Annotated in this window: 12 protein-coding genes; 8 read left to right on the top strand and 4 right to left on the bottom strand. The window is 68.1% G+C overall.

Features of this window, described 5'->3' with window-relative positions; translation table 11 throughout:
- Positions 1-3 precede the first annotated feature (3 nt).
- Both AC5Y47_RS19360 and manT read right to left on the bottom strand, forming a co-directional pair.
- Positions 4-738 (bottom strand): class I SAM-dependent methyltransferase, encoded by a 735-nt coding sequence (locus AC5Y47_RS19360; protein ID WP_499945871.1) that lies wholly within the window; start codon positions 736-738, stop codon positions 4-6.
- Entirely contained in the window at positions 732-1,982 is a 1,251-nt protein-coding gene (gene manT / locus AC5Y47_RS19355; protein WP_499945870.1) for an MMP alpha-(1->4)-mannosyltransferase, read from the bottom strand. Before manT ends, AC5Y47_RS19360 begins: the two co-directional genes overlap by 7 nt.
- A gap of 303 nt (positions 1,983-2,285) precedes the next feature.
- On the opposite strand from manT, the gene AC5Y47_RS19350 reads away from it, so the two are divergent.
- The 3 genes from AC5Y47_RS19350 (at position 2,286) to AC5Y47_RS19340 (ending at position 5,124) form a co-directional block, all read left to right on the top strand.
- A complete protein-coding gene (locus tag AC5Y47_RS19350; protein ID WP_499945869.1) occupies positions 2,286-3,095 on the top strand; it encodes a 1-acyl-sn-glycerol-3-phosphate acyltransferase in 810 nt (269 codons plus the stop codon).
- Position 3,096: 1 nt separating this feature from the next.
- On the top strand, positions 3,097-3,531 hold the full coding sequence (locus AC5Y47_RS19345) for a hypothetical protein (RefSeq protein ID WP_499945868.1): 435 nt from the start codon (positions 3,097-3,099) through the stop codon (positions 3,529-3,531).
- A 204-nt stretch (positions 3,532-3,735) separates the two neighbouring features.
- A complete protein-coding gene (locus tag AC5Y47_RS19340; RefSeq protein ID WP_499945867.1) occupies positions 3,736-5,124 on the top strand; it encodes a PPE family protein, SVP subgroup in 1,389 nt (462 codons plus the stop codon).
- Positions 5,125-5,140: 16 nt separating this feature from the next.
- Here the strand turns inward: AC5Y47_RS19340 and AC5Y47_RS19335 are convergent, their stop codons facing one another.
- Positions 5,141-5,782: a cutinase family protein gene (locus tag AC5Y47_RS19335; RefSeq protein ID WP_499945866.1), complete on the bottom strand. Its 642-nt coding sequence runs from the start codon at positions 5,780-5,782 to the stop codon at positions 5,141-5,143.
- 121 nt (positions 5,783-5,903) lie between these two features.
- On the opposite strand from AC5Y47_RS19335, the gene AC5Y47_RS19330 reads away from it, so the two are divergent.
- Together AC5Y47_RS19330 and hrpA are read left to right on the top strand one after the other, a co-directional pair.
- On the top strand, positions 5,904-6,218 hold the full coding sequence (locus AC5Y47_RS19330) for a hypothetical protein (protein WP_499945865.1): 315 nt from the start codon (positions 5,904-5,906) through the stop codon (positions 6,216-6,218).
- A gap of 28 nt (positions 6,219-6,246) precedes the next feature.
- The gene (hrpA, locus tag AC5Y47_RS19325; RefSeq protein ID WP_499945864.1) at positions 6,247-10,044 is read left to right on the top strand and encodes an ATP-dependent RNA helicase HrpA; all 3,798 of its coding nucleotides are present in this window, start codon (positions 6,247-6,249) and stop codon (positions 10,042-10,044) included.
- A 17-nt stretch (positions 10,045-10,061) separates the two neighbouring features.
- Here the strand turns inward: hrpA and AC5Y47_RS19320 are convergent, their stop codons facing one another.
- Positions 10,062-11,141, bottom strand: a complete 1,080-nt coding sequence (locus AC5Y47_RS19320) for a YihY/virulence factor BrkB family protein (protein WP_499945863.1) — start codon at positions 11,139-11,141, stop codon at positions 10,062-10,064.
- 107 nt (positions 11,142-11,248) lie between these two features.
- Here AC5Y47_RS19320 and zwf point away from each other — a divergent pair, with 107 nt between their 5' ends.
- Genes zwf through AC5Y47_RS19305 form a run of 3 tightly spaced genes read left to right on the top strand, consistent with a single transcriptional unit; the run spans position 11,249 to position 15,177 of the window.
- Positions 11,249-12,760, top strand: coding sequence for a glucose-6-phosphate dehydrogenase (gene zwf, locus AC5Y47_RS19315; protein WP_499945862.1), 1,512 nt, complete (start codon positions 11,249-11,251; stop codon positions 12,758-12,760).
- A gap of 3 nt (positions 12,761-12,763) precedes the next feature.
- Positions 12,764-13,903: a M42 family metallopeptidase gene (locus AC5Y47_RS19310; protein ID WP_499945861.1), complete on the top strand. Its 1,140-nt coding sequence runs from the start codon at positions 12,764-12,766 to the stop codon at positions 13,901-13,903.
- Positions 13,904-13,941: 38 nt separating this feature from the next.
- A complete protein-coding gene (locus tag AC5Y47_RS19305) occupies positions 13,942-15,177 on the top strand; it encodes an osmoprotectant NAGGN system M42 family peptidase (protein WP_499945860.1) in 1,236 nt (411 codons plus the stop codon).

The following is a 15,177-nucleotide window of genomic DNA, read 5'->3' as shown; positions in this document are numbered from 1 at the left end:
ACCTCACGCTGCGTTGGTTTTTACCGGCCGCGACTTGCTGAAGTACATGGCCACGCTCTTACCGACGAACGGATTGAGCACCGTCTCGGCCAGCTGGGTCAACTTGGGCCGCTGCATCAGATCCCACACCAGGAGTTTGTGGTAAGCGGTCACCGCGGGGTGCTGCGTATTCGACACGCCCACAGCGCATTTGAGCCACCAGAACGGCGAGTGCAGGGCGTGCGCGTGGTGTGCGTGGGTCAATTCCAGTCCGCGGCCGACGATTTTGTCCCGCAGCGCGCTGGCCCGGTAGATGCGGACGTGGCCGCCCTCGTTGCTGTGGTACTCCTCGGACAGCAACCAGCACACCCGCTCGGGAAGCCAGCGGGGCACGCTGACCGCTAGTGTGCCACCGACTTTGAGCACCCGGATCAGTTCGGCGATGGCGGCTTCGTCGTGGGGTATGTGCTCCAGGATCTCCGAGGCGATGACGCAGTCGAAGGTTCCGTCGGCATAGGGCAGATGCAGCGCATCGCCGCGAACCACCTTGGCAGTGGCCGATTCCGGTACCTCGCCGCTTTCGCCCATCGCGCGCAGGATGGCATCCACGTCGCGCAGGTCGGACTCGTTCTGGTCGAAGGCGACGACGTCAGCCCCGCGCCGATACGCTTCGAAGGCGTGCCGCCCAGCCCCGCAGCCCACGTCGATGACCGTCGTGCCGGGACCGATGTCCAGCCGGTCGAAGTCAATCGTCAGCATCGCGTACGGCCCTCAGCGGCGCGGTCGATCGCGCGCTCGTAGACGCGCACGGTCTGGGCCGCCACCGCCTCCCAGCTGAACACGCCGACCGCGCGCGCCCGGCCGGCCTGGCGCAGGCTGCGCCGCTTTTCCGGCGAGTCGAGCAGCTTGCCCAGCGCGTGGGTGAGGGCGTCGACGTCGGCGGGCGCCACCAGTTCGGCACACGCGCCGTCGGTCCCCAGCACCTCTGGCAGCGCACCCACCCGGCTGGCCACGATCGGGGTTCCGCTGGCCATCGCTTCCACCGCGGGCAGCGAAAACCCTTCGTAGAGCGAGGGAATGCAAGCAACCTCGGCCGAAGCGAACAAAGCGGCGAGGTCTGCATCGGACAAACCGCTGGCGATGTGGACGATGTCGGAGATACCCAACTCCGCAATCAGCTTGTGGGTGGGGCCGTTGGTCTCCACCTTCGCGACCAGCCGCAGTTCCAGGTCGCGGTTCACCCGCAACTTGGCGACCGCGTGCAACAGCGTGCTGACGCCCTTGAGTGGAGTGTCGGCACTCGCGATCGCCATCACCCGGCCAGGTTGTCGCGGCGCCGAAACCGGTTTGAACAGATCGGTATTGACGCCCAACGGCACCACGTGCAGTTGATCGGGGGAGACCCCGAAGTCAGTGACGATGTCCTGCGCCGACGACGACGACACCGTCAGCAGGTCCGGGATCTGGGCCGCCACCTGCTTCTGCATGGTGGAGAACCCATACCAGCGGTGCACCAACGGCTTTCGCCACCATTTCGCGGCAGCCAGATCCAGCACCCGGTCCCGGGTGATGGGATGGTGCACGGTGGCCACCACCGGCGTTCCGCCGGCGGCGATGCTGAGCAAGCCGGTGCCCAGACTCTGGTTGTCGTGGACGACGTCGAACTCACTGGCCCGCTCGGCCAGGAGCCGGGCCACCCGCATGGTGAACGTGCGCGGCTCGGGGAAGCCGGCGGTCCACATGGTGGCGAGTTCCAGCAGGTCGATCGAGTCCCGGATCTCGCTCGGGCGCGGCACCCGGAACGGGTCGGGTTCGCGGTACAGGTCCAGGCTGGGGACCTTCGTCAGGCGGACCCGCGGATCGAGCAACTCCGGATAGGGCTGACCGGAGAACACCTCGACGTCGTGTCCGAGGTCGACCAGACCGCGGCTGAGATGCCGCACGTAGACACCCTGTCCGCCGCAGTGATCCTTGCTCCGGTAGGACAACAGCGCGATTCGCATACTCAACCCTTTACCGTCGCCGAACCACCGGGGAAGGGCACCCGTCGGTTTGCAGTCAACGCACCCGCCCGCGCGACAGCAAACTGGACATGTGTCCAGATGATAGTTCGGTCACCTAATCGACGCAAACGCTGCCCCCCACTCGAAGACCTGGACCAGCCGCGCGGCCGCTCCCGTCTCAAGCTACGACACCGACTACGGCGGGTGCGAACGGAGACCCGCCCCTCGATCCGCGCCCCTGCGACGGACCGACGAACGCCCCAATGCGATTGGATCGCGCCGTATCGGTTTAATCTCATCGAGATGATGCGGCCTCGTCTCCCGAAGGAACTCCGTCACCGCGACCCGGAGTTCATCCGTGCCGTGCTGCCCCCGTTGTGGCTGGCATCGACTGTCTGGTTCCGAGCCGAGGTGTGCGGTTTCGAGAACGTGCCCGACGAGCCGGTGCTGTTCGTGTGCAATCACAGCGGCGGGGGCGCCACACCGGACACGTTCATCTTCCTGCTCGCCTACAACACCTACTTCACCGTCGAAGGCCGTCCGCTGTACGCGCTGGCGCACGACACCGTCACCGCCGCGCCCGGTATCGGCAGGGTGACCCGCAAACTCGGCGTCGTTCCGGCCGCGCACTCCTTCGCCGAGCGCGTCTTCGAATGCGGCGGCTCGGCGCTGGTCTATCCGGGCGGCGACGTCGAGGCGTTGCGGCCGTGGCGCGACCGGAACAAGATCGTCTTCTCCGGCCGCAAGGGCTTCCTGCGCCTGGCGCATCAGAGCAACGTCAAGATCGTTCCCGTCGTGGCCACCGGCGGCCATGACACGCTGATCGTGCTGAACGACGGCCGGCGCACCGCGCAACTGCTGCGGCTGGACAAACTCGCCCGGGTGAAGAGCATGCCGATGACGTTGAGTATCCCCTGGGGTCTGTCACCGCTGCCGCTGCCGCACTTCCCGCTGCCGGCCAAGATCCGGATGCAGGTACTCGACCCCATCGACGTGCGAGCCCGGTTCGGTGACGAACCCGACTGGGACCAGGCGTCGGCCTACGTCACCAGCGTCATGCAGGTCGGGTTGTCCAAACTGGCCAGCAAAACCGTCGTCCCGCTGGTTCGGTGAGATGACGCAGACAGTCAGCGTGACACGCCACATCAACTGCCCGTTCGCGGACACCGCCGGCTTCGTCACCGACCCGCACTGCCTGTTCGACGCGGTGTCGGTCTTCAGCCGCTGCCGGTTCATCCACGCCCGCGACGACGGCGAGCTGTGGGATGTCTATTTGGACAGCGGCACGATTCAACTCGGCGGACGCGTGCTCATCGCGACCCCGACCGGCAGCCTGCTGAAGTGGCGTTCGGTGCAGGGCACCCGGCACTCGTTCGCGGCGTTGGCCGAACCCGACGGCGACCGCAGCCGTCTCACGCTGACTCTGACGTTCACCACCACCGGCCTCGGGATCGCGCGGCTCAGCGAATGGGTCGGGCGCGGCCTGGTGTCGCGGAACCTGGACGCGGCAGTCGAGGAGATCCGTCACTACCTCGAGTTCGAGCGGTAATAGCCTCCGACCTGTGACGATGCCCACGTCGGTGGGGACGTGAGCGGATTCCACGCACTGCGCATATATGTGCTTTATTGGTAGCGGCTGTGCGAACGACAGGCAATATCACTGGGCCTGGCTCGCCACGACGAAGTGATCTCGGGCCGGTGCGTCGGCGTTCGGGGTGTTGCAGCCGATTGCACCCGACCGGGAGGGAACGTTATGGACTTCGCGTTGGTGCCGCCGGAAATCATTTCGACGCTGATGTATGCCGGACCCGGCTCGGGGTCGATGCTCAGCGCCGCCACGGCGTGGGAGGAATTGGCCGCCAACCTGTACTCGACGGCGAGTGCATACGAATCGGTGATCACGACGCTGACCTCCGGACCCTGGGTAGGGCCGGCGTCGGCGTCGATGTCGAGTGCGGCCGCCCCCTACGTCGCGTGGCTGCAGGTCACCGCGCAGCAGGCCGAGCAGACGGCCGACCAGGCCGCTGCGGCTGCTGTCGCCTACGAAACCGCCTTCGCCGCGACGGTGCCGCCGCCGGTCGTCGCGGCCAACCGCAGCTTGTTGGCGACGCTGATTGCGACGAACTTCTTCGGGCAGAATCTGCCGGCGATCGCCTCGACCGAGGCTCAGTACGCCGAGATGTGGGCGCAAGACACCGGGACCATGCTGGCGTACGCACTCGCCTCTGCCACCGCCACCACGCTGACGCCGTTCCAAGAGCCCGAGTCGAGCACCAATCCGGGTGGGCTGTCGGCGCAGGCCGGTGCGGTCGCGCAGGCCAACGGCACCGCCGCCGGTGATGCGCAAAGCGCCGTTTCCTCGGCTGCTTCTTCGGCGCAGCAAACGTTGTCCGCGGTCCCGAACGCGCTGACCGGATTGGCCGGCCCGGCCGCCGTCACCGATCCACTAGCGTCCGGCCTGTCGCCGCTGCAGATCCTGGATCTGTTGGGCGACTTCAGCGGCATCTTCCTCGATCCGGAGATCGGTACCGCGGGAGTGACGCTCGACGGAATCCTCGCCGGCGCGGCCCTGCCCTACGACATCGACGGGTATTACGTCGGTCTGCACACCGACGACATCGTCAGCGGCTGGGCCAGGCTACCGGCGTACTCGGGTCCCGTGCCGCTGCCACCGGCGGCGGGGTCCACTGTGTCGGCCGGCCTGGGCGAAGCCGCCACGGTCGGGGGGTTGTCGGTACCTGCGGGTTGGACGACGGCGGCGCCGGCCATCCGCATGACTACCTTGGCAGTGCCGGCCGCCGCTGCCGCCGCCGAAGGCGTGGCGGGCAGCGCCGGAAACCTGTTCAGCCAGATGGCATTGGCGGGCCTGGCCGGACGTGCGGTGGCCGGCACCACCGGTTCGGGCGGCGGCGCCGGGACACGCGCCCGCGAGCAACTGGGCGGCGTGACCAAGCGGCCGGCAAAACCCGATGCGGAGGCGGCGACGGCCGGCAAGGAGCCCGTCGCTGCGCCGCCGGTACCGGCCGGCGGGCCGATCACCAGCATCGCCGCCGAATTGCGGGAGCTGGCGTCGCTGCGCGACGCGGGAATCCTCACCGAGCAGGAGTTCACCGAGCAGAAGCGGCGCCTGCTGGCCCAGTGAGGTCCTGGCCGGGCCGCTACTTCACCCGGTTGGCGGCGAAGGTCGCGGCCTGGTTCGTCATGCCGTTCTCGATGTAGGAGACGTGCGCGATGATGTTTCCGCCTCCGGTGCAGATCGGGTCATCGGTGGCGCACAAGCTGATCAGCTTGCCGCTGTAGGCGGGGTTGATCGTCGGCAGCGGGCCACCCCACAACGCGCTGGAGAATCCACTGGACGGTTCGCCGAAGTAGGCGACCGCGGCCACCCGGTTGGCCGCCGCGGGCGGCAGCTGATTGGTGGCCAGATTGATCACGGTCGCGCCCTGCGAGTAGCCACCCAGCACGATCTTGGTGTTCGGGCAGCTGTCCACGGTGCCCTGGACGTGGGCGCTGGCGTCGTCGGCGCCGGCCGGGGCGCTGCCGTGGTAGTCGTCGCTGGCCGGGTAGTTGACCGGGTAGACCTCGACGGAACGCCCGGCGATCTGCGAGGTGAGTGAGTCGACGAAGGCCTGGCCCACGTTGCCGAGGCCGGGTTCCTGGTGGGTACCCCGGGCGTAGACGACCGAGACGTCGGCGCACGGGTCGGCGGCGGCGGTCGGAGCGGCGCTGGGCACGCTGAGCACCGCCCACGTCGCCATGGCGAAGACACCGGAGATCCGTGCGAGGCTGCGTGCAGTCATATCCAGATCCTGGCATACCGGCCGTAGCGCGTTCGTCGGCGGCCTGCGAGTTTGGGATCTGGCCGCATCGGGAACGAATCCGGCATCTGGTCACCTGAACAGCGCGGATACGAGGTGTGCAATGTGGACAGTTTTCAGCCGTCTGGTCGCCGTCGCCGCCATGGTGGTAGCGCCCTGGGCGATCGTGACATTCGTATCGCCCGCGGTCAGCTCGGCCCAGTGCGCCAACGGTGAATGGTGGGATCCCACCGGCAAGGTCTGCCGGCCGCTCGGGGTGGGACCGCAGCCGCTGGCGTGCGCGGCCGGCGAGTGGTGGGATCCGACGGCCAACGTGTGCCGGCCGCTCGGGGTGGGACCGCAGCCGCTCGCGTGCGCGGACGGCGAATGGTGGGACCCGGGGGCCAACGTGTGCCGGCCCGTGCAGCCGGCCGGATAGGCGAGCCTGACGGCCTATCCTCTGCGGAGTGGCCGACCCGACCCCCGCGGAGCTACGCAGCCGCCTCGACGAGCTGACGATCCGCGACGCCGCGCGCCTGCGCAAACGGCTGCGTACCGTGCGCGGCGGCAAGCCGGAGCAACTGCAACGGTTCGCCACCCAGGTCACCGCAGCCGAAGCGCTGATCGCCGCCCGGCGTGCCGCCGTTCCCGCCATCACCTACCCCGACCTGCCCGTCTGCGATCGGCGCCGGGACATCGCCGAGGCGATCAGTCGGCACCAGGTGGTGATCGTGGCCGGCGAAACCGGTTCGGGCAAAACCACCCAACTGCCGAAGATCTGCCTGGAGCTCGGCCGCGGCGTCCAGGGGACCATCGGTCACACTCAGCCGCGGCGGCTGGCCGCCCGCACCGTCGCCCAGCGCATCGCCGACGAGCTGAATACCCCGATCGGCGACGTGGTGGGCTTCAGCGTGCGATTCACCGACCAGGTCAGCGACCGCACCCTGGTCAAACTCATGACCGACGGCATCCTGCTCGCCGAGATCCAGCGCGACCGTCGCCTGCTGCGCTACGACACCTTGATCCTCGACGAGGCCCACGAGCGCAGCCTGAACGTCGACTTTCTGCTCGGGTATCTGCGCGAGTTGTTGCCCCGGCGGCCTGACCTGAAGGTGATCGTGACGTCGGCGACCATCGAGCCGCAGCGATTCGCCGCGCACTTCGGGGGCGCACCGATCGTCGAGGTGTCGGGACGCAGCTACCCGGTCGAGATTCGATACCGACCGTTGGAGCTACCGGTTCCCATTGCCGCCGAGGAGGATCCGGACGATCCCGATCACGAGGTCGTGCGTTCCGAGACCCGTGACGAGGTGGAGGCGATCGTCGACGCCGTGCACGAACTGGGCGCTGAACCGGCCGGGGACGTTCTGGTGTTCCTGTCCGGCGAGCGCGAAATCCGGGACACCGCCGAGGCTTTGCGAGAGCTTCGGCACACCGAGGTGCTGCCGCTGTATGCCCGGCTGCCCACCGCCGAACAGCAGAAGGTGTTCGCGCCGCACACCGGCCGTCGGGTCGTGCTGGCCACGAACGTCGCGGAGACCTCGTTGACGGTGCCGGGGATCCGTTACGTCGTCGACCCGGGCAACGCCCGCATCTCGCGCTACAGCCGCCGGCTGAAAGTGCAGCGGTTGCCGATCGAGCCGATCTCGCAGGCCTCCGCGGCGCAACGCGCGGGCCGGTGCGGTCGGGTGGCGCCCGGCGTGTGCATCCGCCTCTACTCCGAGCCGGATTTCGAGGCCCGGCCCCGCTACACCGAGCCGGAGATACTGCGCACCAACCTCGCCGCGGTGCTGCTACAGATGGCGGCCCTGCAGCTCGGCGATGTCGAGAACTTCCCGTTTCTCGACCCACCGGATCGGCGCAGCGTCCGCGACGGCGTGCAGCTGCTGCAGGAGCTGGGTGCCTTCGATCAGCAGGGCGCGATCACCGACTTGGGCCGGCGGCTGGCGCGGCTGCCCGTCGACCCGCGGCTGGGCCGGATGATTCTGCAGGCCGACACCGAGGGGTGCCTGCGGGAGGTGCTGGTGCTGGCCGCGGCGCTGACCATTCCCGATCCGCGGGAACGACCCGCCGACCGCGAGGAGGCCGCCCGCCAGAAACACGCCCGGTTCGCCGACGAGCATTCGGACTTCCTGGCCTACCTCAACCTGTGGAGCTATCTCGGCGAGCAACGAAAGTCTTTGTCCGGCAATGGGTTCCGACGGATGTGCCGGGACGAGTTTTTGCATTACCTGCGGATCCGGGAATGGCAGGATCTCGTCGGGCAGCTGCGCAGCATCGCCCGTGACCTGGGTATCACCGAATCCGACGAGCCCGCCGACCCCGGCCGGATCCATGCGGCGCTGCTGTCCGGGTTGCTCTCGCATGTGGGGATGCGCCGGGAGGACGGACGCGAGTACCTGGGCGCGCGCAATGCCCGGTTCGTCCTGGCGCCCGGCTCGGTGCTCAGCAGGCGGCCACCGCGCTGGGTGGTGGTGGCCGAGCTGGTCGAGACCAGTCGCCTCTACGGGCGGATCGCCGCGCGCGTCCAACCCGAGATCGTGGAACGGGTCGCGGGGGAGTTGGTGCAGCGCACCTACAGCGAGCCGCACTGGGACGCCACGCGCGGGGAGGTGCTGGCCTACGAGCGGGTGACGCTCTACGGCCTGCCGCTCATCGCGCGCCGCCGTGTCGGGTACGCCCGGGTCGAGCCGGCGGTGGCCCGGGAGCTGTTCATCCGGCACGCACTGGTCGAGGGGGACTGGCGCACCCGCCACCGCTTCTTCACCGACAATGCTCGGCTGCGGGCCGAACTCGAGGAGTTGGAGGCACGCGCCCGGCGCCGCGACCTGCTGGTCGGCGACGAGGAGGTCTACGCCCTGTATGACGCCCGCATCCCCGCCGACGTCGTCTCGACCCGGCACTTCGACGGGTGGTGGAAGAAGCAGCGCCACCGCACCCCGGACCTGCTCACCTTCACCCGCGACGAACTGCTGCGCAGCAACGACGACGTCGACCGGCCGGACACCTGGCGCACCGGCGATGCCATCTTGCCCTTGACGTACCGGTTCGAGCCCGGCGCCGCCGACGACGGCGTCACGGTGCACGTGCCCATCGACGTATTGGCGCGCCTGGGCGGCGACGAGTTCGCCTGGCAGGTACCGGCGTTGCGTGAGGAACTCGTCACCGCCCTGATCCGCTCACTGCCAAAAGATCTGCGGCGCAACTTTGTTCCGGCGCCCGACACGGCGCGTGCGGTGCTCGCCCACATCGACCCCGTCGGCGAGCCGCTGCTGGTCGCGCTGCAGCGCGAATTGCGCCGCCGCACCGGGGTTTTGGTGCCGGTGGACGCCTTCGACCTGGATGCGCTGCCGGCGCACCTGCGGGTGACGTTCGCCGTCGAGGCCGCCGACGGCACCGAGGTGGCCCGCGGCAAGGATCTGCCGGCGCTGCAGGACGAGTTGGCGGCGCCCGAGCGCACTGTCGACGGTCGGACCGTACGTGGCTATCCCGCCTTCGTCGACGCCGGCACCGCCGTCGATCTGCGGGTTTTCGCAACGGCCGGCGAGCAGCATTCCGCGCTGGCCGCCGGCCTGCGTCGGCTGTTGCGACTCAGCGCGCCGTCGCCGGCCAAAACCGTTGAGCGGCAATTGGATCCGCGGACCAGGTTGGCGCTGGGCAGCAATCCCGACGGTTCGCTGCGCGCGTTGCTCGACGACTGCGCCGACGCCGCGACGGACACGCTGTGCAAGCAGCCGGTCTGGACGCGCGACGAATTCGCGGCGCTGCGCGATCGGCTGGCGCAGACCCTGCCCGCCGCGACCCTGGACGTCGTGCGGCGGGTGGAGCAGGTGTTGGCTGCCGCGCGGGAGGTCGAGCTGCTGTTGCCCGCACACCCGCCGTCGGCTCAGGCCGAGGCGATCTCCGATGTGCGAACGCAGCTCGATCGGCTGCTGTCGCCGGGATTCGTCACGGCCACCGGGGTCGAACACCTCGACGATCTGACCCGCTACCTGACCGCGATCGGGCGCCGCCTGGACAGGTTGCCGCACGCCATCCAGGCCGACCGGGAACGGATGCAACGGGTGCACACCGTGCAGAGGGCCTACCAGGATCTGCTGCGGGAACTGCCACCGGCCCGGGCCCGGGGAGCCGACGTCGGCGACATCGCCCGCCAGATCGAGGAATTGCGGGTGAGCCTGTGGGCTCAGCAGCTCGGCACCCCGCGACCGGTCAGCGAACAGCGCATCCTGCGGGCGATCGACAGCGTGCGCGATCGGCTCTGACGCCGGTGCCGAGCCCGCTACTCGCGTCGGCCCCGGGTGTGGCGCAACCAGCGACCGCGCTTGATGTCCTTCTCCTCGGTGGCTTCGTTCTTCTCCACGACGCGGGTGTCTTTGGGGGGCAACTGAAGTTCCCGCTCGGCCGGGATGCCGGCCTGCAGCTCTCGTCCCCGCTCGAGTTCGGCGTCGAGCTCGGCGCCGAACAACAGCGCGACGTTGGTGATGTACAGCCACAGCAGGAACACGATGACACCACCCAGCGCCCCGTAGGTTTTGTTGTAGCTGCCGAAATTGGTGACGTAGAAGCCGAAGCCGACTGAGGCGATCGCCCACGCCACGATCGCGACCGCCGCGCCGATGCTCACCCAGCGAAACTTCGGCTGCTGCACGTTAGGACTGACGTAGTACAGGATCGCCACCGCCAGCGAGACGCACACCAGGATCAGCGGCCACTTGGCGACCGTCCAGGCGGTCTGTGCCGCCTCACCCAAGCCGATCGCGTCGCCGACGGCGTCGGTGACCGGTCCGCTGACCACCAGCATCAACGCCACCGCGGCGACCAGCGCGACGCCGGCCAGGGTTAGCCCGGCCTGCAGCGGGCGCAGCTTCCAGATGGGCCGTCCCTCGGCCACCTCGTAGATGCGGTTCATCGCCCGCCCGAACGCGCCGACGTAACCCGAGGCCGTCCACAGCGCCGCCAGCGTGCTGACGATCAGCGCGAACCCGGCCGACGGGTTGTCCACGATCTGCTGGACCGGCTCGCGCAGCATGTCGACCGCGGAGGCCGGCACGAGGCCGGCGGCCGCGTCGAGCAGCGCGTTGGTGGTACTGCGGCCCTGCCCGAACACACCGAGCAGCGAAACCATCACCAGCAGTGCCGGAAACAGCGAGAGCACCGCGTAGTACGTCAGCGCCGCGGCCAGGTCGGTGCATTGGTCGTCGACGAATTCGTGCGCCGTCTTTCGTAGCACGTACAACCACGACGCCTGGGTGAGGTCGTGCGGAGATTCCGGCTTGCTGGGGTCGTCGGGATCGGGTGCCCGGTTCTTCTCCTCGGTGCGCTCGGAGCCCATCTCGGGGTCGGTTTCGGTGTGGGCCATACTCGTTCGTTCCCCGCAGCCGCTGGATCCACACCGCCGAAATCTCGATGAGATTGATCTGGCGGGGATGGGTGCGTACACGGCGCAGCGATGGAAGTATCGCCAGAGTGGCCACCAAGAAACCGCAGACGATCTCCTATCCGGCGCCGGGGTCCCGCCCGCGCCGCAACGACTCCGACCCGCTCGAGCCCCATGTCATCGTCCTGTTCGGTGCGACCGGGGATCTGGCGAAGCGCAAATTACTGTCCGGCCTGGCCTACCTGGATCAGTCCGAGCTCGCGCCCGACATCCACATCATCGCGACGTCACTGGAAGACCTCACCGACGACGAGTTCCGGGAGCTCGCCAAGGAAGCAATCGACAACTACGGCACCCACAAGCTGACCGACGAGCAGTGGGAGGACTTCTCCAAGATCCTCACCTACGTCCCGCAAGACGCCGGACCGGAGGCGTTGGCAGCCGCCGTCGCGAAAGCCGAAAAGGAACTCGGACCGAACACCCGACGGCTGCACTACCTGTCCGTGCCGCCCAAGGCCGCCCGCCCCGTGATAACGATGCTGCGCGACGCCGATCTGGTCGAGCGCTCGCGGGTGGTGATGGAGAAACCGTTCGGAACCGACCTGGCCAGCGCGGTCTCCCTCAACGACTTCCTGCACGAAACGTTCAAGGAATCGCAGATTTTCCGTATCGACCACTTCCTGGGCAAGGAAGCCGCGCAGAACATCCTGGCGTTCCGGTTCGCCAACGGGCTGTTCGAACCGATCTGGAACCGCAACTTCATCGACCACATCCAAATCGATATCCCCGAAGAACTCGGACTCGACCAGCGGGCCAATTTCTACGAGCAAACCGGCGCCTACAAAGACATGGTCGTCACTCACCTGTTCCAGGTGATGGCGTTCGTGGTGATGGAGCCACCGACGGCGCTCGAGCCACGCGCCATCAGCGAAGAGAAGAACAAGGTGTTCCGCTCGATGCTGCCGGTCAACACGTCCCATGTGGTGCGCGGTCAATACGCCGGCTACCGCAAAGAGGACGGAGTGGCCAAGGATTCCGACACCGAGACGTTCATCGCGCTGAAGGTAGGCATCGACAACTGGCGTTGGGCCGGCGTACCGATCTATCTGCGGACCGGCAAGAAAATGGCCGAAGGCATCCGCGTCATCTCGGTCGCGTTCAAAGAGGCACCGCGGACCATGTTCCCACCCGGATCGGGCGTAGGCACCCAGGGCCCCGACCACCTGACCTTCGACCTCGCCGACAACTCGAAGGTCTCGCTGTCCTTCTACGGGAAGCGGCCGGGCCCGGGAATGAAGCTCGACAAGATGTCGATGCAATTCTCCACCCAGGAGATCGACGCCGTCGCCGACGTGCTCGAAGCGTACGAGAGGTTGATCCTCGACGCGATGCGTGGCGACCACACGCTGTTCAACACCGCCGAGGGCATCGAGTCGTTGTGGGAGCGTTCCCAGGATCTCCTCGACGACCCGCCGCCGGTCAAGATGTACCAGCCGGGGACGTGGGGCCCCAACGCCATCCACCAGTTGATCGCGCCGAATGCGTGGCGGCTGCCATTCGAGCGGGAATGGCGCGAGAAGAAATCCGCGCAGGGGGACTAGGCCGTGCACCCCGACAGCGACTCGACCGACGACCTCCTGCAGGAACTGTTGTGGACGTACGGGCCATGCGGTCAGGAAGACGAAGTGCGGGCGGTCTGTGCCCGCGAACTGCGCCCGTTCGTCGACGACATGTGGACCGACGCCGCCGGCAATCTGATCGGTTACATCGCCGCCGGGGATGATCCCGACGGCGACGCCCTGGCCCAGGGCCGTCACCGCTGGAACCCGGCGACCGGACCGGGATCCGGGACGAAAGTCATGGCGCACATGGACGAACTGTCCATGCTGGTCAAGCGCGTCGAGTCGGACGGCACGCTGCATCTGACGCAGTTGGGGACGATGTATCCGGGCAATTTCGGTCTCGGACCGGTTGCCGTGCTCGGCGACCGGGAGACGTTCACCGCGGTGCTCACCCTGGGCTCCGAGCACACCACCAAGGAAAGCCAGCGCATCTGGGAGACCAAACCCGACCAGGGTGATCGGGCACTGGACTGGCAACACGTCTACGTCTTCACCGGACGCAGCCAGCAGGAGCTCGAGGAGGCCGGGGTGCACCCGGGGACCCGCATCTGCGTGGACCGGACCAAGCGGACGCTGGTCGAACTCGGCGACTACATCGGCTGCTATTTCCTCGACGATCGCGCCGCGATCACCGCGTTGCTGCGCGCGGCGCGGCTCCTTCATGCCGCCGGGCGGCGGCCGGCCGAGGACGCCTACCTGGTGTTCACCACCAACGAAGAAATCGGCGGCGTGGGCGGCTCCTACGCCAGTGCTTCGCTGCCCGGCACGCTCGCCCTCGCCCTGGAAGTCGGCCCCACCGAGCAGGAGTACGGGACCAGCGTCGCCGGCGGCCCGATCGTCGGCTACAACGATGCGCTGTGCGTCTACGACAAAGACGTCGCCGACCGGCTGATGAAGATCGCCGCCGAGCAGGGACTCGAGCCCCAGGCCGCGGCCCTCGGCGCCTTCGAATCCGACGCCTCCCACGCCAAGGCCAACGGCCTGACGCCGCGCGCGGGCCTGCTGTGCCTGCCCACGTTGAGCACGCACGGTTTCGAAGTCATCGCGCGCAACGCGATCGACGCGATGGCGGCGATCGTCGTCGAGTTCCTCACCGAACAGCATCCCGAGGCCACCCGCTAGGTTGAACACGAGTCCGAACAACCTGGAAGGGAGGCGGCGTGGGCCAAGAAGCGGCCATGTCGGAAGCCGATCGCGCCTGGATGATCGATACGCTGCTGGCGCTTTTGCAGACACCGAGCCCGGCGGGCCGTACCGACGCGGTGATGCAGTTGATCGGTGACACTCTCGACGAATTCGGCGTGCCCTTCTCGCTGACCCGCCGCGGGGCGCTGACCGCCGAACTCGCAGGAAAGTCCAAGACCACCGACCGGGCGTTGGTGGTGCACGCCGACACCATCGGCTGCATGGTGCGCGACCTCAAGGACAACGGCCGCCTCGAGCTGGTCCCGGTGGGCACCTTCTCGGCACGGTTCGCCGCCGGCGCCCGAGTGCGTATCTTCATCGACGATCCCGACGAGTTCATCACCGGCACGGTGATGCCGCTCAAGGCGAGTGGGCACGCCTTCGGCGACGAGATCGACACCCAGCCCACCGACTGGGAGCACGTCGAGGTCCGCATCGACCGCAAGGTGTCCTCGCGGGAAGACCTGGTCCGTCTCGGCCTGAACGTCGGCGACTTCGTCGCGTTGATCGCCAGCCCAGAGCTCACCGCCGACGGCTTCATCGTGTCCCGGCACCTGGACGGCAAAGCGGGCGTGGCGGTGGCGCTCGCGCTGGCCAAGAACTTCGCCGAGAACAAGCTGGTGCTGCCGCACCGGACCACGATCATGGTCACCATCACCGAGGAAGTCGGGCACGGCGCCAGCCACGGGTTGCCCGCCGACGTCGCCGAGCTGATCTCTGTGGACAACGCGGTGTGCGCGCCCGGCCAGCACTCCCGCGAGGACGGGGTGACCATCCCGATGGCCGACATGCACGGCCCGTTCGACTATCACCTGACGCGCAAGCTGTGCCGGCTCGCCGAGCGATGCGAGATACCGTTCGCGCGGGATGTGTTCCGCTACTACCGGTCCGACGCCGCCGCGGCGATCGAGGCGGGTGCGGGCACCCGGGCCGCGCTGGTCGGCTTCGGACTGGACGGCAGCCACGGCTGGGAACGCACCCACATGGACTCCTTGGAAGCCGTGTACAACCTGCTGCACGCCTGGCTGCAGACGCCGTTGACGTTCGCGCGTTGGGACGCCAAGCCGTCGGGCAAGTTGCGTGACTTTCCGTCGTCGAACCAGCCGGCGCCGAGTGAGCAGTGGGTGCCGCTGTCGCGCGGGGAGCACGCCGAACCCGGTGACGCATCGCCGGGCACGCACTGGCCACCTTCAGTGGGTCCGCAGGCGTGA

Source organism: Mycobacterium sp. NGS22, from assembly GCF_059813095.1.
This window is presented reverse-complemented; position numbering and strand designations above follow the sequence as displayed.

Excerpts from the sequence above, each read along its gene's own strand:
- AC5Y47_RS19345 (WP_499945868.1), top strand. The coding sequence starts at position 3,097 with ATGACGCAGACAGTCAGCGTGACACGCCACATCAACTGCCCGTTCGCG.
- AC5Y47_RS19350 (WP_499945869.1), top strand. The coding sequence starts at position 2,286 with ATGATGCGGCCTCGTCTCCCGAAGGAACTCCGTCACCGCGACCCGGAG.
- AC5Y47_RS19335 (WP_499945866.1), bottom strand. The coding sequence starts at position 5,782 with ATGACTGCACGCAGCCTCGCACGGATCTCCGGTGTCTTCGCCATGGCG.
- AC5Y47_RS19320 (WP_499945863.1), bottom strand. The coding sequence starts at position 11,141 with ATGGCCCACACCGAAACCGACCCCGAGATGGGCTCCGAGCGCACCGAG.
- manT (WP_499945870.1), bottom strand. The coding sequence starts at position 1,982 with ATGCGAATCGCGCTGTTGTCCTACCGGAGCAAGGATCACTGCGGCGGA.
- AC5Y47_RS19360 (WP_499945871.1), bottom strand. The coding sequence starts at position 738 with ATGCTGACGATTGACTTCGACCGGCTGGACATCGGTCCCGGCACGACG.
- AC5Y47_RS19330 (WP_499945865.1), top strand. The coding sequence starts at position 5,904 with ATGTGGACAGTTTTCAGCCGTCTGGTCGCCGTCGCCGCCATGGTGGTA.
- AC5Y47_RS19340 (WP_499945867.1), top strand. The coding sequence starts at position 3,736 with ATGGACTTCGCGTTGGTGCCGCCGGAAATCATTTCGACGCTGATGTAT.